The organism is Trichlorobacter sp. (assembly GCF_030247655.1).
Taxonomy (GTDB): domain Bacteria; phylum Desulfobacterota; class Desulfuromonadia; order Geobacterales; family Pseudopelobacteraceae; genus Trichlorobacter.
In genome coordinates, this window is record NZ_JAOTRZ010000033.1 from 1 (window position 1) to 22,369 (window position 22,369).

Below are 22,369 nucleotides of genomic sequence, written 5' to 3' on the forward strand. Positions count from 1 at the left end.
TAAACGGCGGACAGGTCAGCAAGGCCTGGTCATCAGCCCAGATGTGGCGCGGCATTGAGACCATTCTCAAAGATCGCCCGCCCCAGGATGCCTGGATCTATGCCCAGCGCTTCTGTGGGGTCTGCACCACCGTGCATGCCATCTCATCCATCCGCTCCGTGGAACATGCCCTCAAGGTTGAGGTGCCGCTGAATGCCCAGTATATCCGCAACATCATCATGGCCCAGCATTCGGTGCAGGACCATATCGTCCATTTCTACCACCTCTCGGCCCTGGACTGGGTGGATATCGTCTCGGCACTGAAGGCTGATCCCAAGAAGGCCGCCTCAATCGCCCAGTCGGTCTCTGACTGGCCCGGTAACAGCGAGAAGGAGTTCAGTGATGTGCAGAAGCGGCTGAAGGCCTTTGTGGATTCCGGCAAGTTGGGGATCTTTGCCTCCGGCTACTGGGGCCACCCGGCCATGATCCTGCCGCCGGAGATCAACCTGATCGCCACGGCCCACTACCTGAAGGCGCTGGATTATCAGCAGAAGGCAGCCCAGGCGGTTGCCATTCTGGGGGGCAAGAACCCCCATATCCAGAACCTCTGCGTGGGTGGTGTGGCAACCGCCCTTAATATGGACAACCTGGCCACCATCAACATGGAGCGGATCGCCTACCTGAAGGCGTTGATGACCGAGACCCGCGACTTTGTCAAAAAGGTCTACTACCCGGACCTGCTGGTGATCGGCAAGGCCTACAAAGACTGGTTTAAGCATGGCAAAGGGGTGGTTAACTATCTGGCGGTGCCGGAGTTCCCCGAAGACACCAAGAACACCAGCTTTGCCCTGCCGGGTGGCCTGATCATGGGGGGTGATGTGGCCAAGGCCCGTGTGATCAGTAACCATCAGGATCAGCAGCTGATCGGCAGCATCAAGGAGTCAGTGGCCTGCGCCTGGTATGAAGGCAAGTCATCCCTGCATCCCTGGGAAGGCGAGACCAAGCCGGACTACACCGACTTCCAGGAAAACGGCAAGTATTCCTGGTGCAAGGCTCCCCGCATAGACGGCAAGCCGATTCAGGTCGGGCCGATTGCCCAACTATTGGCCGGTTACGCCGCCGGTAACCAGCGGGTACGCAAACTGGTGGACAGCACCTGCAAGGCAGCCGGGGTTGGGGTGGCTGATCTGCACTCCACCATGGGCCGGCTGGCGGCCCGCGGCATCCGCGCCCACCTGCTGTCTGACCTATCACTGGAATACCTGGACAAGCTGGTGGACAACGTGGGCAAGGGTGACAAGGCCTATGCCAACCACACCGAGATCCCGTCCGGCGAACATCGCGGGGTCGGCTTCCATGAGGCACCACGGGGCGTACTGTCCCACTGGATGGTGATCAAGGACAAGAAGATCAAGAACTACCAGGCCGTGGTTCCCTCCACCTGGAACGCCTCACCGCGGGATATTGAAGGCAATGCCGGTCCCTACGAGGCATCACTGTTGGGCAATCCGGTGGCCAAGCCGGATCAGCCATTGGAGGTGCTGCGTACCGTGCACTCCTTTGACCCCTGTATCGCCTGTGCTGTGCATACGATTGACCCGGAAGGCAAAGAGATCACCAAGGTCAAGGTGGTATAATAAGCCAAGTCCTTGATTGCCGCGAAAGAGCGCAAAGAAAGCAAAATTGACACAGAAAGAGCAATTTACCGCAGAGTACACAGAGGAACGCAGAGAAAGGCAGGAGGAAGATCCTTTTCCGGTTTAGATTCAAAACCAAATTTTCTTGGTTTTCCTCTGTGAAAAACGCCTTTCTTTGAGATCTCTGCGTTCTTTTGCGGCCATGAATGAAAGCAGGTATATATGAAAGTTCTGATTTTTGGTGCAGGTAATCTGTTGTTATCCGATGAAGGTTTCGGGGTCCATCTGGTCAAGTATCTGGCCGACAACTACAGCTTTGATGATGATGTGGAGCTGTACGATGGTGGTACCCTGGGGTTCATGGCCTCCCATAAACTAGAGGAGGCTGACCGGGTCTTTATGGTGGATGTGATCACCACCCCCGGCGAACCGGGGGCGCTCTACCGCTTTGAAAAGGATGCCTTTATCGGCCGTACTATCCCGATCAAGATGTCGCCTCACCAACTGGGGATTCAGGAGATGCTGCTGCTGTCCGAGATCCGTGGTCGTTGCCCGGATCAGGTCACCCTGTTCGGCGTGGTCCCCAAATCCTACGAGGCAGGGATTGAGCTGTCACCGGAGCTGGCCGTGCGCCTGCCTCAGCTGGCAGGTATGATTCAACAGGAACTGCAGGCAGAAGGGATCAGGATGGAAGCCCGCTGCTAGCGGGCTTCCAACTACCGTACTTCAGCTACTGGCGGGATTTTTTCAGGTCGTCGTAGCATTTCCAACGCTTGTAGTTGTTGTCGTACTGTTCGCTCCAGAAGCAGTCCACTGCCTGCTTGTCTGCCTTCCACTGTTTATAGCACGCAAGCCCCTGGGGGTTTGAGCATTCTTCAACCAGGGTGCAGCCGCAATCCTCCGGTGTTGGACCGCATTTACGGTCAAGGAATGCAGTCATGGTCTCCTGGCCTTTGGGACAGGTAAAGACCGGCCCGTTTTCCATGCAAGGGCCAATTGCCACACCGGGCCCAAACTGCAGATCTTTACGTGACCAGCAGGCTGCAGCCTGTTTACGGACCTTACACTCTTCCGGCTCAACCGTGCCGGACAGCCCAAACCTGGGCTTACCGTATTTGGCACAATCAAGCATTTTGGTGGTGGTGCCGATCCGCACTTCGCATTCTTTCGTGCTGCCGCGACGGCAACAGACGCTGGCTTTTTCAAACAGACGACAGCCGCATTTCTGCAGTTCAACAACATCATAATCCCAGCAGGTCCCCACCGGAGTCAGATATTTTTTGCCGTTCAGCTCGTTCGTGGAACGTTGCCCCCCCCTGTTTTTCAGCTCCAGTACCCGGCCTTTGACGTTATGCTGCTGTTCCCAGAGGCTGATGACCTGTGCCTTGGTCGGCTCTGCAACAACGGGTTGAGCAGACACAATAACGGCTGTAATGACGGCAGATGCCAACAACAGTAGCTGTCTCATAATGCCTCCTGTGATACTCATAGGGATCTTTACGTACTGCTGAAACTATAGCTTAGAATACAACTGCCGCAACCGGCTGCGGTAAAATTACAGCAAAATTTCTGTGGGTACTCCTGTCGCACCAGCTGGCCCGGTTCAACGTGCTCAGCACGCGGTGAAGGTGGAAGTCATCCATGGTGAGCGTGCCACCAGAGATGAACTGCACCAGACTGTTTTCGAATACATTGAAGTAGACTATAATCGCACCAGACGTCATAGTGCGAATAGCTGCATTAGTCCAGAAGCATTTGAGAGACAACAAGCCGCTTAACAGCGTGTCAGCAAGTGACGGGGGAATCGGATTAAGTCCAGACAGATACAAGTAACAGGTCAGAAGGAGCGTTTTGATGAAGATTGGAACACCATTAAAGGCAGGAGCCACCAAGCTGTTGCTGTTGGGATCAGGAGAATTGGGCAAAGAAGTGGCCATTGAGGCGCAACGGTTGGGGGTGGAGGTGATTGCAGTTGACCGTTATCCTGATGCCCCGGCCATGCAGGTGGCCCACCGCAGCCATGTGATCAGCATGCTTGACCGTGAGGCGCTGCGCCGGGTGATTGGGCAAGAGCAACCTGACCTGATCGTACCGGAGATTGAGGCAATTGATACGGTCTTTCTGCTGGAGCTGGAAAAGGCCGGTCAGCGGGTGATCCCCACTGCCCGGGCAGCCAACCTGACCATGAACCGCGAAGGGATCCGGCGGCTGGCTGCGGAGGAACTGGGCCTGCCCACCGCCCCCTATGCCTTTGCCTCCAGTGCGGCAGAGCTGCGGGCTGCTGCTGATAGCATCGGGTTCCCCTGTGTGGTTAAGCCGATCATGAGTTCATCCGGCAAGGGGCAGAGCGTTGTAAAGACAGCTGCTGAGGTGGATACCGCCTGGAAGTATGCCATGGATGGCGCACGCGGTGCCTCGGATACGGTCATTATTGAGGGCTTTATTGACTTTGATTACGAGATTACCCTGCTGACCGTCCGCCACATTGGTGGTACTTCCTTCTGTCCGCCGATTGGCCATGTACAGATCAAGGGTGATTACCATGAATCATGGCAGCCGATGGCCATGTCAGAAACCGCGCTGGCCGAGGCACGGCGCCAGGCAGAGGCGGTGACAACAGCGCTGGGCGGCTACGGCATCTTCGGGGTAGAGCTGTTTATTAAAGGAGATACGGTGCTGTTCAGCGAGGTATCACCCCGTCCCCACGACACCGGTATGGTGACCATGACCTCCCAGAACCTGAGCCAGTTTGAGCTGCATGTGCGGGCCATCCTTGGCCTGCCGGTGCCGGAGATCCTGAACCTGGCCCCTTCTGCCAGCCATGTTATTCTGGCCACCGACAGTCAGGACAACGTCGGCTTTACGGGGATTGCCGATGCCCTGTCAGTACCCACTGCCAAGCTGCGCCTGTTCGGCAAGCCGGACACCCGTCCCGGCCGCCGCATGGGGGTTAGCCTGACCCAGGGTGCAAGCACGGACGAGGCCCGCAGTTGCGCTGAGGCATCTGCCCATTGTGTACGGATCGTACCGCAGGGCTAGCAATCGTAGGCCAGTTAGGCCGCGAAAGAACGCAAGGATCGCAAAGAACTCTGAACCACCTCAGAACGCTTTTAAAACAGACCGGCATGGTATTTAGACATTGTTTAGCGGCTTTTTTCTTTTGTCTCTTTGTGTTCTTTTGCGGCAAATTGTCTTTTTCAGGATTGAATCGCTGTTACTGCTGCTAAATGCATATGTTTCAGCGCACATCCAGTAATCCAAAACAGAAAAGAGTCCAGCAATGAGTGAATTACCCAAATGTCCGTCCTGCAGTTCTGCCTACACCTACGAAGACGGCGACAATTATGTCTGCCCGGAATGTGCCCATGAATGGCCGATGGCCGCGGCAGAAGAGGCTGCTACCGGGCGTGTGGTGCGGGATGCCTTTGGTACTGAGCTAAAGGATGGCGATAGTGTAACCGTGATCAAAGACCTGAAGGTTAAGGGGGCATCATCCAGTGTAAAGGTGGGCACCAAGGTGAAAAACATCCGTATTGTGGATGGTGATCATGATATTGATTGCAAAATCGACGGGTTTGGTTCCATGGGATTGAAGTCGGAGTTTGTCAAGAAGGCCTGATCGGTTCCAGTCAAGCTGTCTGATCAACACTCCCCTGTGCTGATCAGACAGCCGCTTCACATTCACTCTTCCCTCAAAGCGTAAATTCCTGCATCCGTTCCCGCAGGGCCGCAACCGCCTCCCGTGATGGCGCGCTGCCTCCCATCCCTTTCAGCCAGAACCGGTCAAAGATTCGTTTGTTTTTGGTTTCCACCAGCATCTCAGCCGGAAAGAGCGAAAACAGGCTAAAGGTATTCAACAGTGCCGACAGGACTCCGAGTCGATCTGAACCACTTGCCTCAAGGTAGAGACTGCCCTCGCATTTGGTTGAGCGCTCAAGCTGGTAATCATCCAGCGTAATCGGTTCTGCTAATGCCTGTACTGTCGCGTTCGACCTGCTGAGCGCCAGATAATCAATCGCATCAGGCGCCTGTACAGCAGCACTGAAATCCAGATCAAGACTGGACTGCCAGTTCCTGCCGGTACCACGTGCTGCCTCAACCCTGGTGATGTTGACCTTGCGTTGTGCCAGACCATGACTGAGTCCGCAGATCCAACCCGGATCAAAGCGTCCTTCCATAGCCAGCTGATAACGTCGCATTCCAAGATACCTGAGAGCTGTTCCTGATGCGGATAGTGGCAACGTTGCCTCTTTTGTATGCATAACCTTGCCCCCTCTACATTTTTTACCGCATATTTGTTCATCTGCTGGTGTTGTATTCATCAGGCATGCCAAACCGTAAGCAGTAACGGCAGCAAAGTTGCATGGAGGTTAGTTGTTGAGTGCCACCACATCGTGGACGGAAATAAGTGCCAGAACATCGTAGACAAAGTTCTCTGACAATCGAATAACCACCACGTCATTCTGTGAACATCAATTCAATCTGGAGGTGTTCATGGAAGATGAAATCAAGCATCACAGGATTCTGGCAGTCCAAAGGTTCAGGTCTGGCGAAAACCCTGAATCAATCTGCACATCACTCGGTAAATCGAAAGCCTGGCTGTACAAATGGGTTGGACGTCACCTTGAAAGTGATAATGCCTGGAATGAAACACGTTCAAGACGTCCTATTTCCACTCCAACGCACACGCCGTCAGAGATTGTTGAAATCGTCAAGATGGTCCGCCTCAATCTCTACAATCAGGATCTGTTTTGCGGTGCCCAAGCGATCCTGTGGGAGATGGAAGATCTTGGTGCCAAACCTCTGCCATCAATCAGGACGATCAACCGGATTCTCGCCAGAAACGAACTAACACATCGACGGACCGGCAAATATGAAGCCAGAGGGACGCTGTATCCTGTTCTGCCGTCACAGCTTCCTAATCAGACTCATCAGGCTGACTTTGTTGGGCCGTGTTACCTGAAAGGGCCTATCCGTTTCTACAGCCTGAATATCGTTGATACGGCTACGGTCAGGTGTGGACTGCATCCTTCCCTTTTCAAGTCAGGTCAAACGATCTTTGACGGATTCTGGGGGGCATGGAAGCGGATGGGAATACCAGAACGCATCCAGGTTGATAACGCTATGTCCTTCTTTGGAAGCCCAACACATCCCCGCGGGATGGGGCCGCTCATCCGACTCTGCTTACACAGTGGCATTGAGCCTTGGTTCATACCAATGGCTGAACCATGGAGAAACGGAATGATCGAAAACTTTAACGATCGTTACGAACAGAAGTTTCTCGGGAAAGTTACCATGACATCTCTGGAAGACCTGCAATCAGGTTCTCTTGCGTTTGAGCAGCGTCACAACAGCAGATATCGATACAGCAAGCTCAAAGGACATACGCCGATGAAAGCTCTTGCTACCTCAAGTGCTAAGCTGAGGTTTCCAGCAGAAGAAGGGCCTCCGAAACATCGACTGAAGAAACCGGAGATTGGCAAATATCACGTTGTGCGTCTCATTCGCAGTGACCTGAAACTGAATGTCTTCGGAGAATACTTTTCAGTTCCACCGGAGACTGCGCTTGAATACGTGGTGGCTACTATCGATGTCAAAGAACAGAAAATGAAACTCTTCCTGGACAAAAAACAGGTCGAGGAATTCGACTACAAATTGCGTTAACCAAGTTGAGTGTCCACGATGTCTTGGCACAAAAAAACGTCCACGATGTGGTGGCACTCAACAGTTAGTATCTGAGCGAAGGAGAGCGTATGCCATTACCAATAGACCGTGCTGAAGGCAAGCGGCTGTTCAAAAAGTATCGTTCCCAGCGGAATGGCATCAGGAACTGTCCGGAGATGGCCTCGGTCTGCCTGATCTGTGAGTCGATTGATGTCACAGCCAAACCGGATGCCGATGGCATGCTGTACTGCCGTAACTGCGGCTTTGCCTTTTATCGCTACAGCTGCCCGATCTGCGGCAAGACCGTTGATGGACGAGACCCGGAAAACCCTGGCTGCAACAGCTGTGGACTGCGGATTTGCAGTTGCGGCGCCTGCGGCTGTCCGCAACCAGACAAGGAGACACAAGTATGAGACGCGCCCAAATTGGCAGTAGTGTTACCATCAGTTACATCGGAACCCTGGACAATGGCCGGATCTTTGACAGCACCGAAGACAACGGTCCCTTAACCTTTACCATCGGCAATGATCAGGTTTTTGCTGCGCTGGAACAGAACATCATCGGCATGGCCAGCGGCGAGACAAGGAATATCCTGGTCCCTGCGGCAGAGGCCTATGGACCACGCCTTGATGAAAATATCATCAAGGTGAAGCGCGAGATGTTTCCTGCAGATCGGGAGCTGCGGATAGGCGAGAAACTACGGATTGAGTTTAATGGCGGCAGAGAGCGGATATTGATAGTTCTGGAACAGAATGAACAAGAGGTGACCCTGGATGGCAATCACCCCCTGGCCGGTCTTGATCTGACCTTTGCGTTGCGCCTGGATGCGGTGCTATGAGCAAGCCTGACCGCTATGTTTCTTTTGTGGGCATTGATGGCGACTCAAACGCACGCAAGCTGATGGAACTGCTCTGCCACCATATTGATGATCCAGCCAAGACCAACCGTTTCTGGGAGCTGTTCAAGGGGAAGCTGGAGCGGATCAAGCAGCCGGATGCAACCAGCGGTTTCAGCCAGGATGAGCTGTACCTGATTCATGCCTATATCAATAACATCCGAGAACTGTTTGAGACCTACGATGACAGGCCAGCGCAGGAACTGCTGGACCGGATTGAAGCAGAAAGCTGCTGACCTTTAATGGCCAACAGCTTTCTGTCTAAGCAGCTTATTCAGCGATCTTCTTTTCTTCTTCTTTAGGAGGTACTTCCTGCTCTGCAGCTTTGGCTTTTGCTGCAGCTGCTGCGGCTTCTGCCTTTGCTGCTGCCTTTGCAGTCAGATATGCTTCAAGGATTTCTTTATAGTCTACGGTACCGGCCAGTTCTGGCTTGATCGAAAAGAGCGGGGCATCATAGCGGCTGAAGCCACTGATATTCTCCAGGCCGACCTGGTAGCGGTTATCCTTGCCAACCGCCGAGAAGCGGCTTTCAATACGGCTGATCTGCCCTGCTGATGTCAGCCCGATATCAAGGATGACAGCCATGCTGAATTTTGCCAGATAGGCATCGATTTTCTGCTTGTCCGTCAGGATCATCAGTGTGCCGTACTCTTCCTTGCTCAGCACACCATCCTGATACATCCGCTGGACCAGGGTGTCCGCAATGGTAAGCAATAAGGTAACTGATTCCTCATGATTCAGGGTTACCTTGATATGCCTGACCACACCTGCTGCCTTGTCATCACCGGTAAGCGGCTGGTCAATAAAACGCTCATCCTTCAGATTGGCAAAGCCCTTTAAAATTCCTTGTTTAAATCCCTCGTTAACCGCATCAAAATTTTTCTGACCGAGCATATTTTTAAGCTTGTCAGACTTATCACCGGTAAGTTTCAGCAGATCATTCAGATCAACCTTGATCAACTTGCCTTTGCTGGCCGGGGGCATGGGAAAGATGGTGTTAAAGAGCGTGGTGCCGATGTACAGTGTCTGATTAGTGTAATCAAGCAGCAGTGGCACCTTGATTGAGACCTCAAGATTATCCTGATCATAATGAAGGTTGTACAGCACCTCGGATTTTTTGGCCTTCATGTCAATGGCGCCATCAGCAATAATAGAGAAACCCCGCGCCGCCTCCAGACCCTTTTCCAGATACTGCTGCTTGGATGCTACTGCCTTCAGATCCTTAACCGGTACTGTCAGGTTGGTGATTCTGCTTTTCGAGCTATAGTTATAACCGCTGGAGTTCAGGGTCTTGTGCAAGGCCTGATTCACCTCTTGATGCGGTGGAAGCGTATGGGTACAACCGGCCACCAGAAAACTGATCAAGCTGAGTACTACCAGAATATGTGGTCTCATGGGCATTGGCGCTAACTCCTCTGTTCGCAATAGGATGGTCTTTGTAGCATGTTGAGGGCATACTAGACCATAAACCTCTTATATTCAATAACCTCCTGAAACAAGATTGTTATTTCATTGCCCAGAGACAGGACTGGTGCGCAACAACAGCGGGATTAGAACAGCTGGAAAGATCACCTCTGAACACAAAGACTATCCTCCTGCTAATAGCCTTGCATCATCTGGCTGCCGCATCCCACCAGATAGTGAAAGGTTTCGTCACGACTGGTAATGAAACGCGGCATGGTATTGAGAAAATCTTCAAGGCGATTCAGAACATCACCATCATCGGTGCCAAGCTGATCCATTACCGCCCCCATCATCGGCAGCACTTCGTACAGGTCATCCCGGTTAAACGGGTAAGGATCTGGCAGGCCGGAGAATTTCGGCTCGTCACGGGTTTCCACATATTTGCGATATTTGAATTTCAGATCAAATGCCTTAACGATGAGCATAACGGTCCCCTCTTTAACCTTAGTAAAGGCATTTACCGCAGAGGGCACAGAGGTTCGCAGAGTAAAAAATTTAAATGCCTGAAAAATGATCTGGTTAAATCAGAATTTTCAAAAGAGCATCTGTTTATCTTGATGATTTTCCTCTGTATTCCTCAGCGTCCTCTGCGGTGAACAGTTTTTGTTTAATGACTGCCGCACCCACCGCCGCCACAGCCGCCACCACAGCCCTTTTTGACGATATCCGACGGAAGCGGTTTACCGCAAAGCTGCAGCGATGCCTTGTCAACAAACCAGTCACCATCCACCTGGTTACCCTGCAGTTCGTTTTTCTTCAGCATCATCAACACCCGTGTTTCAGTAGTGGCCAGCAAAGCGGCTGCCTCGGCAATCGGTACAGTAGTTCCTGATGTACACATGGTCGTCCTCCTCAGGCTGCCTTCAGCAGCTCTGCTCCGTTCAGGTAAATGTTCACCAGCTCCCGGTCTTTCAGGTCCCGCTTGCGGCGGAGTGCCTCAAGCCGTACCACCGGCAGCAACAGTCCGGCATCATCACGGGAGAGTACAATGCCCAGACTGCGGTAGCGCTCGATCATGCCGCTGGCGCCGGAATGCTTGCCCACCACAATCTGACGCACCAGCCCCACTTCCGCCGGATCAAACCCTTCGTAGTTGTGGGGATCTTTCAGCACACCATCGGCATGCAGGCCTGATTCATGGGCAAAAACCCGCTCTCCCACCACCGCCTTCCAGGAGGGAAGCTCCCTCCGTGAGGCCTTGGCCACCATCAGGGAGAGTTCGCGGAAGCGATGGGTATCTATGCCGGTCTCAATACCACAGGCATGCTTTAACCCCATTACCACTTCTTCCAGGGCGGCATTACCGGCCCGTTCTCCCAGGCCGTTCACGGTGGTGTTCACAAAACGGGCACCGGCCCGGATCCCGGCAATGGCGTTGGCGGTGGCCATCCCCAGATCATTGTGGGTGTGGACCTCAATCTCGACCTCCGGTACGGCTGCCCGCAACCAGACCACCTTGTCGTACATGGTAAAGGGATCCATAATCCCCAGGGTGTCACAAAACCGGAAACGGTACCCGCCAAGTTCACGGATGATCTGCAGCAGCTCCACAAGAAAACCAAGGTCAGCCCGGCTGGCATCTTCACCACCCACGGAGACATACAGGTCGTGCTGTTTGGCAAAACCCAGTGCGACCTTTAGCTGCTCCTTGACTGCGTTACGGTCTTTTTTAAGTTTACGGCTGATCATCTGGTCAGAGACTGAAAGCGAGACATCCACCGCCTTGATACCGCAATCAATACTGGCCTGAATCTCAGGGATCAGGGCCCGGTTCCAGGTGATCAAACGGGCAGACAGTTCCATCTCCACCAGGGCGCGGATGCTGTTCTGCTCATCCTCCCCCATGGCAGGAATGCCACATTCAATCTCCTGCACACCCACCAGATCCAGCAGACGGGCTATGGCCCGTTTTTCGCGGCGGGAAAAGACCACTCCGGCAGTCTGTTCGCCATCCCGCAGGGTAGTGTCATCTATGATAATATTGTTTGTAGTAATCATGGTAAGCTCCTTTGCTTAACCCATGCTGCCCATGCTGGCCAGCCCATAAATATGCTCCGCATGATAGGCTGGCGGGTGACCGGCATACATCAGATCTACTTCACTATTGACGGTAAAACCTCTGCTGGTTAGCAATTTTGAAGCAACCCGGTTTGATGACGGCACATCCAGCAGTACCCTTCCGGTTCCCGGCAGCATCTGTTCAAGCAGTTGTTCAGCAATGCTACTGTTCAGCGCTCCAAATGGTCCTATCTGTTGACTGTTACCCAGGCGCTGCAACACCAGAAACCCTTCTTCTGCACCCACTGCAGTACCGTTGGAGGCTGCGTAGGCCAGCAACTCATTGCGGGAGTCTCCCCAGCCCAGGTAGTCAATCTCCTGCCAATCGGGAAGCATTGCTACGGTTGGTTTCAACTGCTGCTCGCCCTCTCCCAGCCGTTCCCAACGCCTGACCTGGTCACACAACTGAAAGCCGTTACGTTCATAGATCGGCCTGCCGTAGGTTGAAGCGGTTAGCCAGACCGTACTGGTACCGTTACTTTTCAGGACCTGCATGGCCTGCCTGAACAACGCAGTACCGATACCACGTCCCCGCACATCAGAAGCCACCAGCAGATTACCGATCCAACCTGATTTGCCGTACCGCACTGCCGTGACAAATCCCACCGGCCGCCCATCTTCATGGCAAACCAGACAGCCCTCCGGTGAACGCTCCAGTAAAAATGCCAGTTCACGACGGGTGCTGATCCAACCTTCATCCTTGGCCAGGTCCAGAAAAGGATGAATATCGTTAGGAGTGAAGGGGGTGATCTGCATGGCTAAACCTTTCCGTTGTTAAGGAAGTTACTGATAAAGTCCTATAACAGCCCGATCGCATCGGCCCGGCACTGCTTGCAATGACGCATCTGACTGATGATCTGTTCGTTGTTGTTACGCACCTCTGCCAGACGCTCTGCAGTTGGTGCCGGAATATGTGCCAGGTCAGCCTGGGGGATCAGTGGCATGACGTTCATGACAAAGGCGCCCAGCCCTTTAATCCGCTCTGCAATCTGCGGAACTTCAGCCTCGTTAATACCGGGGATCAGTACGGTGTTAACTTTAACTACCATGCCCAGCTCAACGGCACGTTGGACTCCTTCGTACTGACTGGCCAGCAGGATCTCGGCGGCATCTTTGCCGCTGTAGCGCTTGCCGTGGTAGTAGATGTGACGGTAGATCTGCGCTGCTGTCTCTGGATTCACCGCATTGATGGTGACCGTCAGGCTGTGCAGACCCAGGGCATGTAGGCGGTCCAGTGATTCAGGCAGCAGCAGGCCATTGGTGCTCATACATTTGATCAGGTCCGGGAAGGCCTCGCCCACCAGCTTGAAGGTCTCAAAGGTCTGCTGGTTAGCCAATGGATCACCCGGTCCGGCAATCCCCACCACCCGCATGGTCGGCCCCAGAATCGGCGAGGCCATCACCTCACGCACCTTGTCCAGCGCTTCGGCCGGGGTCATCAGGCGACTGGTTACACCTGGACGGGATTCATTGGCGCAGTCATGCTTGCGGGTACAGTAACCGCACTTGATGTTGCAGGCCGGGGCCACTGCAAGATGCATCCGGCCGGTCTTATGGTGGTTTTGCTCAAAGCAGGGATGCCCCTGAATCTTTTTCATCTGCTCACAGGTTGTTGCCATAATGTACGCTCCTTTCAAACAGAAACGGCGCCGCAGGAGATCAGTCCCGCAGGCGCCGTTGCCCAAGTTGGTTATCACTAGGCATAGAGCGTGCCAGTTTTCATTTACATTTAATATCAGCAGGTTAGATTATTGCACCATAGGGCAGTGCTGTTTTTTTGATCACAATGCATACTCCGGGGCAACCACAACGATGAAACGATCATCAAAAAAATCTTCCAGTATCGGCTTCACATCCTGCCAACGCATCCCCCCGCCTCCACAACCGGGCCGTGGAACAACCACGGCGGTCCATCCACACTGATCTGCCAACTGCCGTAACTCTTCGGCCGAGCGCCTGATCAGGCTCAGCTCAGGCAGCGAAAACGGCGTCTCCTCCACCGGAAAGCTGACCAGACCAAGCAGGATCTCATGGACATGATTGCCACGCACCTGCAGCAGTCTGCCCAGTTGGCTGCGAAGCTCAGGAAAACGTTCTGCCGCCTGTTTTGCCACCCCCTTGCCCATGATGGCCCTGCCGTCACGGGTTAGTGAGCCATTAGTGGTAACCGCAATGACTGCCTGACCTTGATACGACCAGATATCAACCTGCATCTCACGCATCCGGGAACACTCCTTGCTTATAGATTTTTCATGATCCTGAACATCGACCCAACAGAACTGAAAGAACATGCCCGCGCCGCCTTTATCGGCATGGCGATCGGCGATGCATTGGGGGCAACGGTTGAGTTTATGACCACCCCTGAGATTGAAGCCAAATACGGCACCTTTAAAGAGATTGTCGGGGGTGGCTGGTTGCGCCTGAAGCCGGGCCAGGTCACGGATGATACTGAAATGGCTCTTTGCATTGCCCGTGCCGTTTCTAAAAACCAGGGTTGGTCACGGGAGGCGATTGCCCAGCAGTTCGCTGCCTGGCTCAAGTCACGGCCGGTGGATTGCGGGGATACCTGTCGCAAGGGAATCCGGGCCTTTATGCTGAACGGCACCCTTGAGGTGCCGTATAATCAGTGGGATGGTGGCAATGGCGCTGCCATGCGGATGCTACCGGCTGCCCTGCTGTCACTGCCAGACACTGAGCTGATGAAAAAATATGCGCTGGAGCAGGCCCGGCTGACCCATCATCAGGCCCTGTCCGATGCGGCCTGTATCTGCCTGGGGACGCTGCTGCATCAAATTCTTCAGGGGGCTTCAAAGAATCAGCTTCGTCGTGAGGTTGACGGCTTCGTCACCCGCTTTCCTTCCTTTTGCTTTGAACCGTACCGGGGCCTTGCCACCGGTTACGTTGTGGACACCATGCAGACCGTATTTCACTGGTTTTTCAGAGGAAAGAGTTTTGAGGACTGTCTGGTGGGTACGGTGAATCAAGGTGCTGATGCAGATACCACCGGCGCTATCTGTGGCATGCTGGCCGGTGCCTACTACGGTCTGGAATCAATTCCTAAACGCTGGCTGAAAAAGATGGACCCCAAGCTGCTGCGCGAACTGGAAGAGCATGCCGACCGGTTGGTTATGGCGAGCCCGGCAGGCCGCTTTTTTTAAGCAGCTCTTCTGCCAGTTGCGCCATGCTGATCCTGCGGGTCATGGACTGGCTCCGCATCAATTTAAACGCAGCATCCTCACTGATCCGTTCCTGCTCCATCAGCGATCCCTTCGCCTTTTCAATCACTTTACGATCAGCCAGTCGCTGTTCTGATTCACGCAGTTTGGTTCGCAGGAGATCTTCATGCTCCAGCCTGATGCGGGCCTCAAGCAATGCATGTGACAGTTCGGCCTCTGTCGGGAAACTGGTCAGAAAAGCGGCAACACCTTCAGCAACTGCCGCTTTTACCAGCTCTGGTGTCCAGGTTTTTGCTGCCAGCAACACCGGCACCCAGACCTTGCCCCGCAGTGATGCCACCAGTGCAAGTCCGTCACACAGAGCTGGCTCATGGCTGCAGATCAGCAGGTCCGGTGGCTGCTCCAAAGCGCATTGAAGCGCGGCTGCAGGGCTGACAGACACCGCTGCACGATAGCCGCCGATTGCAGCAAGCAGTCGCGTCAGGTGATCGCGGGAAACCGGATCAGGGGAGCAGATCAGCACCGTTGCAGGCCTGTTCCTATCTGTCAGAGGTGTCTTCATGCAGAAGTTAAAAGCAGGAGCTGTGCCAGATTTGTCTGAATATAAAAAAAGGACAGGCTGATCAACCTGTCCCTTGCTACCTGCTATTAATCGGATGTTTAAAAACGGATCAACAGACCGCCCCAGGAAAGCCCGCCGCCAAAGCCCATCACCAGTACCAGTTGGCCCGGCTTGATGGTGCCATCCTGCCGGAATTCATTCAGGGCCAGACCAACCGAGGCAGCCGAGGTGTTGCCGTATTTCTGCAGGTTGACCAGGAATTTCTCCTTGGGGATGTCATGCTTTTTAGAAACAGCATCAATAATCCGCAGGTTGGCCTGGTGGGGGATCAGCCAGTCAAGATCAGCAGGCTGGATGCCGGCCTTGTTGCAAACAGTCTGAATCAGCTCAGGAATGGCGCTGACCGCAAAGACATAGACCGGTTTGCCCGCCATGTAAAAGGTGTTCTCTTTAGCCGCAATGGTCGTGGCGGTAACCGGCTTGCGCGAACCGGATGAGGGGACCTGAATCAGGGGCCAGCCATTGCCGTCAGTACGGATAAATGAGGTTATAATCCCTTTTTCACCCTCTTCAGCCCGGATGATAACGGCAGCAGCGCCATCACCAAATAGCGGAGCGGTGGTCTTGTCATCAAAATTGAGTATCTTGGAATAGGTGTCAGCTCCAATTACCAGTGCGGTACGGGCCTTGCCAGCCCGAATAAAGCTGTCTGCCGTATCAAGGGCAAACACAAAGCTGCCGCAGACGGAGTTGATGTCAAAGGCAAAGGCGTTCTTGGCGCCGATCTCTTTTTGTACCATACAGGCCGTGGCAGGCAGGATCATGTCCGGCGTGGAGGTACCGACCACGATGCAGTCAATCTCATCAGCGCTGATACCGGCATCAATCAGGGCAGCCTGTGCGGCCCGGGTTGCCAGATCAGAGGTGGATTCTTCAGGACTGGCAAAACGTCGTTCACGGATACCGGTGCGGGAGGAGATCCATTCATCGGCATCATCAACCAGGTAGGAGAAAAAGTCATTGCCGACCACCCGCTCTGGCAGGCCGGCGCCACTACCGATTATACAGGATTGCATCATTATAATGTCCGTCGCCTCAAAGGGCGAACGTCCCTTCGTAAAAGTTGAACCACTATCGCACAGACAAACACTGTTTGTCAATTACGGGGCACATTGCCTTCACCTTTAAAAGCACTGAAAAGATCCACCAGGCTAAAGCCCCACAGACCCAAAAAAGCAGCCAACAGCAGCTTGGCCCAGAAGCTGTACGGCTGCAGCTGTTGCAAGATCAGCGCCGGTGTCAGGGGCGTACCGGTCAAGTGAGCACCGATCACCGGGCTGGCTACCTTCATCACAAAAAACAGGGAGGCCAGCAGCAACAGATTGATGGCCATGATCAGGGCGATCCCCTTGTTGCGCCGCCCCAGATACAGTTGGCCCATACCGGGCAGGATCAGTCCTGAAAGCAGCAGTGCGATAATCGGACGTTTCATGGTTTTTCCTTTTCCGCCAGCAGCGCGATCATTTCATTATGGATCTGGCCGTTACTGGCCAGGATGCGGTGGTTGGTTACGTCATAGGCACTGCCGTCAAAGGCGGTAGCCATGCCACCTGCCTCACGGACCAGCAGGGTACCGGCTGCCACATCCCACGGCTTAAGCTTGACCTCCCAGAAGCCGTCCAACCGCCCTGCTGCCAGATAGGCTAGGTCAAGTGCTGCAGCACCGGCCCGCCTGATGCCACGGGCAGCCTTTTGAAAGCGGATAAAGTGATCAAAGTTATTTTCAGGGTCAGTGGCACAATCATAGGGAAAACCGGTGCCAAGCAACGAGCCTGCCAACGGCTGACGATTTGATACCGACAGCCTGCGGCCGTTGCGGAAAGCTCCGCCACCGACCGTGGCGCTGAACAGCTCATCGGTCATCGGATTATAGATCACCCCGGCAACCAGTTCACCACCAACAGCCAGGGCGATAGATACGCAAAACCAGGGGAAACCGTGGGCGTAGTTGGTGGTGCCATCAAGGGGATCAATAATCCAGACATGCTGACCATCACCAGCCGGATAATCCCTCTCTTCAGCCAGGATGCCGTGTTCAGGAAAGCGGGCATGGATCATCTCGACAATCAACGCCTCTGAGGCCAGATCAAGCTCGGTCACCAGATTTTTAGCCCCCTTCAGATCAATTGAAAAGGCGGCATCAAAGCGAGATCGCTGTAACTGACCGGCAGCCAGGGCTGCCTCAATGGCACAATCAAGAAAACGGGATGCAGGCATAAAGGTGGGTATCCTTAGGGATGAAATAGTGTGACAGCATTAACAGAATTGCACCACACTGACAAGGGTATCAGCTGCCCTGGCAATAAGAGAGCTTTTGACTTTCCAAAACGATTGCTTCATAGTGCAAGACCATGAAGTTTGGGAGGTTACTGACACCATGATCCTTTTCGGCAATATCCTGTACGCGCTGGCCAAGATTGTTGAGTTGGCCGATGGCCTGCTCACGGTCTACAAATATATCCTGATCGCAGCGGCCCTGGTTACCTGGGTCAATCCTGATCCCTACAACCCGATTGTCAGTTTCCTCTACCGGGTGACGGAGCCGTTGCTATCCCGCATCCGCCGCAGGATGCCTGCCATGGGAGCGGTGGATCTCTCACCGCTGGTGGCCTTTGCTTTAATTTATGTGGTGCAGATTGTGGTGTTGAATACGCTGTACCAGTACCTGCTTAACTACAGCATGATCCTGAAATTGAGGTAATACCCGATGACCATTACACCCCTGGATATACGCCAGCAGCAGTTTAAAGGCAAGATGCTGGGCGGCCTTGATTCTGATGATGTCGATAGCTTTCTGCAGGCTGTGGCGGTTGAGATGGAAGGGCTGCTGCGTGAGAATACTGAGCTGAAAGAACAGGCCAATCGTCAGAACCGCGAGTTGAGTGATCATGCGCAGCGAGAAAAAGACCTGCGCGAGACCATGCTGGCAGCTCAGCGGATTACCGATGAGATGAAGGCCAATGCCCAGAAAGAGGCCGAGCTGATCGTCTCAGAGGCCCAGCTGCAGGCCAAACGTTTGGTGGACGAGGCTGAGCGCAAGGTGGCTGATCTGCAGGGACGCATTCAAGATGTCCGCCGCCAGAAACTGCAGTTTGAAATGGAGTTCAAGGCGTTGTTAGATAACCACGCCCGGATGATCGGCTGCGGTGAACAGTAACCAGCCTCTTCCCTGGCAGCAGGATGGCGAGACCCTGTTACTGCGGGTGTTTGTCCAGCCCAGGGCTTCCCGCAACCAGTTTTGCGGTATCCACGAAGGTGAACTGAAGCTGCGCCTGACCTCGCCGCCGGTTGACGGGGCAGCCAATGAATGCTGCCGTGAATTTCTGGCAAAGCAGCTCAAGGTGCCCAAATCTGCTATTGCCCTCATTGCAGGGGACTCCTCACGGCACAAGCGTCTGCGGATTACCGGAGCAACCACCCAACAGATTGAGCAGCTGATCCCTCCCGACTGACGTCAGTTCCTGCCCCCTGGAAGGGCAGGTTATTTATGGTATGAAAGGATATTCCAATGGCACAGGCACAACAGGGCGATACCGTTCGGGTACATTACACCGGCACCCTGCAGGACGGCTCAATTTTTGATTCTTCCGAGGCAGCAGAACAAGATAGCTGCGGTTGCGATTGTAGCAGCTCCGGCGGTTGCGGAACCGGCAGCGACTGCGGCTGCGAACCGCTCGAATTCACCATCGGCGGTGGCAACGTGATCCCCGGCTTTGAAAAAGCGGTACTGGGGCTTTCTGTAGGTGAAAGCGTCAAGGTAACCATTCCGGCAGATGAGGCCTATGGCCCTCGTCACGACCAGATGGTGGCGGTTGTTGACCGATCAGAACTTAATGGAGAAATTGAGCCAATTGAAGGCCAGCAGCTTGAAGTTGTTTTGCAGGATGACACAACCATGCCGGTACTTATAACTGAAGTGACTGAAACCACCGTAACCCTGGATGCCAACCACCCGCTGGCTGGTCAGGATCTGACCTTTGATATCAAGCTGGTAGAGATCGTTTAGGAGCTTTTTAACCTACAAACGGCAGTTCACTAAACACAGAGCAACGGAGCAACAGAGAAGTCAAGCATGTTACGTAAACAAACGGCTGAACCAAAGTGGTGAGTCTTTAAACATGATTTTTCTGTTGTTTCTTCTGTGGTTCTGCTCTGCTGCTCTGTTGCTCCGTGTTTCAAATGCTTTTTATAGGTTTAACTGCATTTAAAAGGGCTGTCCGGCAATCCGGGCAGCCCTTTTTGTTACAACCTGCGGTCAGCTGCTTATTTGCCTGCCGCAGCCACCGTTGATCCCACCGATTCCACCCCGAACTCTTTACCATCCTTGGGTGGGTTAATAATAATGATGGTGAACGGAATAGTCTTGCCCGGCTGCACTTCCAGGTTGGTCAGGGAATCACCAAACTGATTGTTCATGGCAGCCTCAATCTTGTCAGCCGGCATCTCGGCAAGCTGTTCCTTGGTCAGCTGATTTCCTGCATAAGCGGTCTTGGTGGCAACCGCCTGATTAGTAGCACCAAAGACCATTCCTTTTACCTGCAGGGCCGCGCGGGGTTTTTTATAGCCGTTCAGTGCCTCACCGGTAATTACCAGCAGTTCGCCGGCAGCTGCCTTGGGGATAAAGTATGCCTTAACATTCTGAGTTGTAATCCTGCCGTCTTCAACCGACGCACCGCCCTTGCCAAAAGTGGAAAGGGTTTTAGGGCTGCCGCTGACAAAGGTGTACGTGACATAGCCCAGCACAGCAAGCACCAGCACGGCGACTACCCCGATCAGAACTGACATGCTTGAGCTTTGACGACGCCGTGAGGTAATTGCCAATGGTGGCAGCTCTTCACCCAGACCAGCGGTATCAAAACTGATATCCGGCTTTGCCGCCTCCTGCTGCCGGGCAACTGATTCCTCTACCGGTGCAAACAGGGTGCTACCTGCCGGTGCAGTCGCAGTGGCATCAACTGCAACTGCAGCAGTGTCACCACTAAAATCCATCTCTCCCAGGCTAAAGGCTTCAACCTGTGCTGCAGGTGCTGTTGTTGCCTGTTTTCCATCACCAAAATCAACACCGGAGAAGTCAAAGCTGTCAGCACCGGTTGCAGCTGACTGCGGCGCAGCTTCATCAAAGCTGAAACTGGATTCACCGGCAGACGTTTTTTGCGTTGATGCAGCAGTGAAATTACTGAAGTCAGTTGTATCAATACCGGTTGGTGCAGTAACAGCAGCCGCTGGTGCATCGCCAAAATCAAAACCACCCAGATCAATTTCTCCGGTGGCAGCCACGGCAGCAGAACCCTGATCGCCAAAATCAAAGGCGGCTTTTTGAGCAGTTGAATCCGGAGCCGTAGTAAAGGCATCACCAAAATCAAATGCTGCGGTGTCTACGGCAGATGTCGTTGCAGCAGCGGGCGCAGCACCAAAATCAAAGCCCACCTCAACAGGCTGCTCTGCGGTCTGTTGAGGTGGCATAACCATGGTCATTTCACCAAAGTCAACTGCTGCAGAAGCAGCAGCAGGTGCTTCAGTCGTAAAGGATACATCACCAAAGTTAAATCCGCTGTCAGTAGCGTCGGGCTGTCCAAGGCTGAAAGAGGTGTCCATTTCCGGCGCTGCAGCCTCGGGGGCTGCACCAAAATCAAAGGCGACCTCTGGTTCTGCAGCAAATGAAGCAATCTCCGGCTCGGGAGTCGGCACTGCAGCCATACGAACAGTCTCATCCGAGGACGCAAAATCAGGAGTAGCAGCCATTGCCATAGCAGGCACGACCTCAGCCGGAACAGTAGTCTGTACTGCGTCTTTGCGCACGACAAAAACGTGACGACATTTGGCGCAACGGACCTTAACCCCTCGATCCGAAACCCTCTCATCGTCAAGCTTGAATTTGGTCCGGCATTGTTCGCATTGAATGATCATCGCCAGCTCCCTGTCGGAAGGAAATATCTTTACTGTCATTAACGGCTGAAAAATCAACGTATTGTGTAGCAGAATGGCCAGCTGGTGTCAATTTACTTATGCTCGTGAACAGTGCTGCGCAACCGGACAGGTTTGGCAACAGGCAGACCTTGTGCCGTTGCAACCCTCAGAAATACCCAGGTGGCAGAGTGAAAAATCATATTTTACCGGATCCTGCGGGTCAAACAGCCTGAGTGCCACCGTTATTTCACTGGCCATTCGCCAATCAGGTGTGTGTCTACTGGTAAGCCCCAACATCCGGCCAATCCGTTCAATATGGCGATCCACCGGAATAATCAGTTGAGCTGGTCGTACCTGCTGCCAAAGTTCCAGGTCTATCCCGTCAGCCGGTCGTACCACCCAACGCAGAAACATGCAAAGCCGCTTACAGGCACTGCCACCCGCTGGTGCCGGAAACAAGAAGCTAAAGCTGCTCTTTTGGGGCAGGCCTGACCTGCCAAAGATTGGTCGATAATCCAGTCCCAGTACCGCAGCACAAAAGCCGTTCAGGCCTTGCTCTACAGTTATGGCATCAGCTGCATGAAACTGACAGTAGAAGCCTTCAATACTGCCACACTGCTGCCTCATCAGCCTAATAGCCCAGAACAGGGCAGCCAGATCATCTCCATTGTTGAAGCGATGTTTAAAGCCGCTGCATAGTTGCTTGTGCCTCTTCGGATCAAAACCATCCACAAAAGCTGCCGGAGAATCGCCCATGATGTCGAAAATACGGGAGAGACTACCCTTGATAACCTTGACCGAGCCGTAGGCAAACACCGCAGCAATCAGCGCCGCAATCTCCTGATCTGCCGTATCTCTATAACGATGACAGAAAGAAAGCGGGTCATTGGCCAGGTGTTGCTGGGAGCGGTTGGCGTAGAGCTGCTCAAGCGTAATTTTAAGTGGACAGGGTGACGTCAACTATACC

At 53.7% G+C, this 22,369-nt stretch carries 28 protein-coding genes and 1 pseudogene; 14 read left to right on the forward strand and 15 right to left on the reverse strand.

The features are described 5' to 3' along the window. Together OEL57_RS04815 and OEL57_RS04820 are read left to right on the forward strand one after the other, a co-directional pair. A partial coding sequence (locus OEL57_RS04815) for a nickel-dependent hydrogenase large subunit (protein ID WP_300737864.1) occupies positions 1-1,616 on the forward strand: 1,616 nt, incomplete at its 5' end. Between the two features lie 222 nt (positions 1,617-1,838). Continuing rightward, positions 1,839-2,321 (forward strand): HyaD/HybD family hydrogenase maturation endopeptidase, encoded by a 483-nt coding sequence (locus OEL57_RS04820; protein WP_300737866.1) that lies wholly within the window; start codon positions 1,839-1,841, stop codon positions 2,319-2,321. A gap of 25 nt (positions 2,322-2,346) precedes the next feature. Here the strand turns inward: OEL57_RS04820 and OEL57_RS04825 are convergent, their stop codons facing one another. Next, entirely contained in the window at positions 2,347-3,084 is a 738-nt protein-coding gene (locus OEL57_RS04825; RefSeq protein ID WP_300737868.1) for a hypothetical protein, read from the reverse strand. A gap of 148 nt (positions 3,085-3,232) precedes the next feature. On the opposite strand from OEL57_RS04825, the pseudogene OEL57_RS04830 reads away from it, so the two are divergent. From OEL57_RS04830 to OEL57_RS04840, 3 genes and pseudogenes are all read left to right on the forward strand, one after another. Then, positions 3,233-3,394: pseudogene (locus OEL57_RS04830) on the forward strand (IS3 family transposase); the annotation flags it as partial. Positions 3,395-3,470: 76 nt separating this feature from the next. Then, a complete protein-coding gene (gene purT / locus OEL57_RS04835) occupies positions 3,471-4,655 on the forward strand; it encodes a formate-dependent phosphoribosylglycinamide formyltransferase (protein WP_300737870.1) in 1,185 nt (394 codons plus the stop codon). 241 nt (positions 4,656-4,896) lie between these two features. Next, entirely contained in the window at positions 4,897-5,235 is a 339-nt protein-coding gene (locus OEL57_RS04840) for a zinc ribbon domain-containing protein YjdM (RefSeq protein WP_300737873.1), read from the forward strand. A 73-nt stretch (positions 5,236-5,308) separates the two neighbouring features. On the opposite strand, the gene OEL57_RS04845 is transcribed toward OEL57_RS04840, so the two are convergent. Beyond that, positions 5,309-5,815 (reverse strand): hypothetical protein, encoded by a 507-nt coding sequence (locus OEL57_RS04845; protein ID WP_300737875.1) that lies wholly within the window; start codon positions 5,813-5,815, stop codon positions 5,309-5,311. A gap of 295 nt (positions 5,816-6,110) precedes the next feature. On the opposite strand from OEL57_RS04845, the gene OEL57_RS04850 reads away from it, so the two are divergent. The 4 genes from OEL57_RS04850 to cowN all read left to right on the forward strand — a co-directional run bounded on the left by OEL57_RS04850 (position 6,111) and on the right by cowN (position 8,411). Further along, on the forward strand, positions 6,111-7,280 hold the full coding sequence (locus tag OEL57_RS04850) for an integrase core domain-containing protein (protein ID WP_300737877.1): 1,170 nt from the start codon (positions 6,111-6,113) through the stop codon (positions 7,278-7,280). An 89-nt stretch (positions 7,281-7,369) separates the two neighbouring features. After that, positions 7,370-7,693, forward strand: coding sequence for a hypothetical protein (locus OEL57_RS04855; protein WP_300737880.1), 324 nt, complete (start codon positions 7,370-7,372; stop codon positions 7,691-7,693). Further along, positions 7,690-8,118: an FKBP-type peptidyl-prolyl cis-trans isomerase gene (locus tag OEL57_RS04860; RefSeq protein ID WP_300737883.1), complete on the forward strand. Its 429-nt coding sequence runs from the start codon at positions 7,690-7,692 to the stop codon at positions 8,116-8,118. Before OEL57_RS04855 ends, OEL57_RS04860 begins: the two co-directional genes overlap by 4 nt. Beyond that, on the forward strand, positions 8,115-8,411 hold the full coding sequence (cowN, locus tag OEL57_RS04865; protein ID WP_300737885.1) for a N(2)-fixation sustaining protein CowN: 297 nt from the start codon (positions 8,115-8,117) through the stop codon (positions 8,409-8,411). The genes OEL57_RS04860 and cowN overlap by 4 nt, the downstream gene beginning before the upstream one ends. 34 nt (positions 8,412-8,445) lie before the next feature. Here cowN and OEL57_RS04870 read toward each other — a convergent pair whose 3' ends face one another. From OEL57_RS04870 to OEL57_RS04900, 7 genes are all read right to left on the reverse strand, one after another. Next, positions 8,446-9,576: a hypothetical protein gene (locus tag OEL57_RS04870; protein WP_300737887.1), complete on the reverse strand. Its 1,131-nt coding sequence runs from the start codon at positions 9,574-9,576 to the stop codon at positions 8,446-8,448. Positions 9,577-9,773: 197 nt separating this feature from the next. Then, complete coding sequence (locus OEL57_RS04875; protein ID WP_300737889.1) at positions 9,774-10,064, reverse strand: hypothetical protein; 291 nt, start codon at positions 10,062-10,064, stop codon at positions 9,774-9,776. A 182-nt stretch (positions 10,065-10,246) separates the two neighbouring features. After that, complete coding sequence (locus OEL57_RS04880; RefSeq protein WP_300737891.1) at positions 10,247-10,480, reverse strand: hypothetical protein; 234 nt, start codon at positions 10,478-10,480, stop codon at positions 10,247-10,249. A gap of 11 nt (positions 10,481-10,491) precedes the next feature. Then, positions 10,492-11,637 carry a homocitrate synthase gene (nifV, locus tag OEL57_RS04885; RefSeq protein ID WP_300737895.1) on the reverse strand — a complete coding sequence of 382 codons (1,146 nt, stop codon included), beginning with the start codon at positions 11,635-11,637 and terminating at the stop codon, positions 10,492-10,494. 15 nt (positions 11,638-11,652) lie between these two features. Further along, complete coding sequence (locus OEL57_RS04890) at positions 11,653-12,453, reverse strand: GNAT family N-acetyltransferase (RefSeq protein ID WP_300737898.1); 801 nt, start codon at positions 12,451-12,453, stop codon at positions 11,653-11,655. Positions 12,454-12,494: 41 nt separating this feature from the next. Next, on the reverse strand, positions 12,495-13,316 hold the full coding sequence (locus OEL57_RS04895; protein ID WP_300737901.1) for a radical SAM protein: 822 nt from the start codon (positions 13,314-13,316) through the stop codon (positions 12,495-12,497). Between the two features lie 162 nt (positions 13,317-13,478). Continuing rightward, on the reverse strand, positions 13,479-13,919 hold the full coding sequence (locus OEL57_RS04900) for an ADP-ribose-binding protein (RefSeq protein ID WP_300737904.1): 441 nt from the start codon (positions 13,917-13,919) through the stop codon (positions 13,479-13,481). Between the two features lie 30 nt (positions 13,920-13,949). Between OEL57_RS04900 and draG the strand changes: the two genes are divergently transcribed. Further along, complete coding sequence (draG, locus tag OEL57_RS04905; protein WP_300737907.1) at positions 13,950-14,855, forward strand: ADP-ribosyl-[dinitrogen reductase] hydrolase; 906 nt, start codon at positions 13,950-13,952, stop codon at positions 14,853-14,855. On the opposite strand, the gene OEL57_RS04910 is transcribed toward draG, so the two are convergent. The 4 genes from OEL57_RS04910 to OEL57_RS04925 form a co-directional block, all read right to left on the reverse strand. Beyond that, positions 14,824-15,396: an ANTAR domain-containing response regulator gene (locus OEL57_RS04910; protein WP_300737910.1), complete on the reverse strand. Its 573-nt coding sequence runs from the start codon at positions 15,394-15,396 to the stop codon at positions 14,824-14,826. The genes draG and OEL57_RS04910 overlap by 32 nt on opposite strands. A gap of 137 nt (positions 15,397-15,533) precedes the next feature. Further along, positions 15,534-16,514 (reverse strand): beta-ketoacyl-ACP synthase III, encoded by a 981-nt coding sequence (locus OEL57_RS04915; RefSeq protein WP_300737913.1) that lies wholly within the window; start codon positions 16,512-16,514, stop codon positions 15,534-15,536. A gap of 77 nt (positions 16,515-16,591) precedes the next feature. Further along, positions 16,592-16,927 (reverse strand): hypothetical protein, encoded by a 336-nt coding sequence (locus tag OEL57_RS04920; protein ID WP_300737916.1) that lies wholly within the window; start codon positions 16,925-16,927, stop codon positions 16,592-16,594. Then, positions 16,924-17,712 (reverse strand): inositol monophosphatase family protein, encoded by a 789-nt coding sequence (locus OEL57_RS04925; protein ID WP_300737919.1) that lies wholly within the window; start codon positions 17,710-17,712, stop codon positions 16,924-16,926. The genes OEL57_RS04920 and OEL57_RS04925 overlap by 4 nt, the downstream gene beginning before the upstream one ends. A 160-nt stretch (positions 17,713-17,872) precedes the next feature. On the opposite strand from OEL57_RS04925, the gene OEL57_RS04930 reads away from it, so the two are divergent. From OEL57_RS04930 to OEL57_RS04945, 4 genes are read left to right on the forward strand one after another with little or no spacing between them, the layout of a single operon-like run. Next, positions 17,873-18,196 (forward strand): YggT family protein, encoded by a 324-nt coding sequence (locus tag OEL57_RS04930; protein ID WP_300737921.1) that lies wholly within the window; start codon positions 17,873-17,875, stop codon positions 18,194-18,196. 6 nt (positions 18,197-18,202) lie between these two features. Continuing rightward, the gene (locus OEL57_RS04935; RefSeq protein WP_300737924.1) at positions 18,203-18,652 is read left to right on the forward strand and encodes a DivIVA domain-containing protein; all 450 of its coding nucleotides are present in this window, start codon (positions 18,203-18,205) and stop codon (positions 18,650-18,652) included. Continuing rightward, entirely contained in the window at positions 18,642-18,947 is a 306-nt protein-coding gene (locus tag OEL57_RS04940) for a DUF167 domain-containing protein (RefSeq protein WP_300737927.1), read from the forward strand. The genes OEL57_RS04935 and OEL57_RS04940 overlap by 11 nt, the downstream gene beginning before the upstream one ends. A gap of 56 nt (positions 18,948-19,003) precedes the next feature. Beyond that, positions 19,004-19,501 (forward strand): FKBP-type peptidyl-prolyl cis-trans isomerase, encoded by a 498-nt coding sequence (locus OEL57_RS04945; protein WP_300737931.1) that lies wholly within the window; start codon positions 19,004-19,006, stop codon positions 19,499-19,501. Positions 19,502-19,758: 257 nt separating this feature from the next. On the opposite strand, the gene OEL57_RS04950 is transcribed toward OEL57_RS04945, so the two are convergent. After that, positions 19,759-21,402, reverse strand: coding sequence for a DUF3426 domain-containing protein (locus OEL57_RS04950; RefSeq protein WP_300737934.1), 1,644 nt, complete (start codon positions 21,400-21,402; stop codon positions 19,759-19,761). Between the two features lie 96 nt (positions 21,403-21,498). Next, positions 21,499-22,362 carry a TIGR02757 family protein gene (locus OEL57_RS04955; RefSeq protein WP_300737937.1) on the reverse strand — a complete coding sequence of 288 codons (864 nt, stop codon included), beginning with the start codon at positions 22,360-22,362 and terminating at the stop codon, positions 21,499-21,501. Positions 22,363-22,369: the final 7 nt, after the last annotated feature.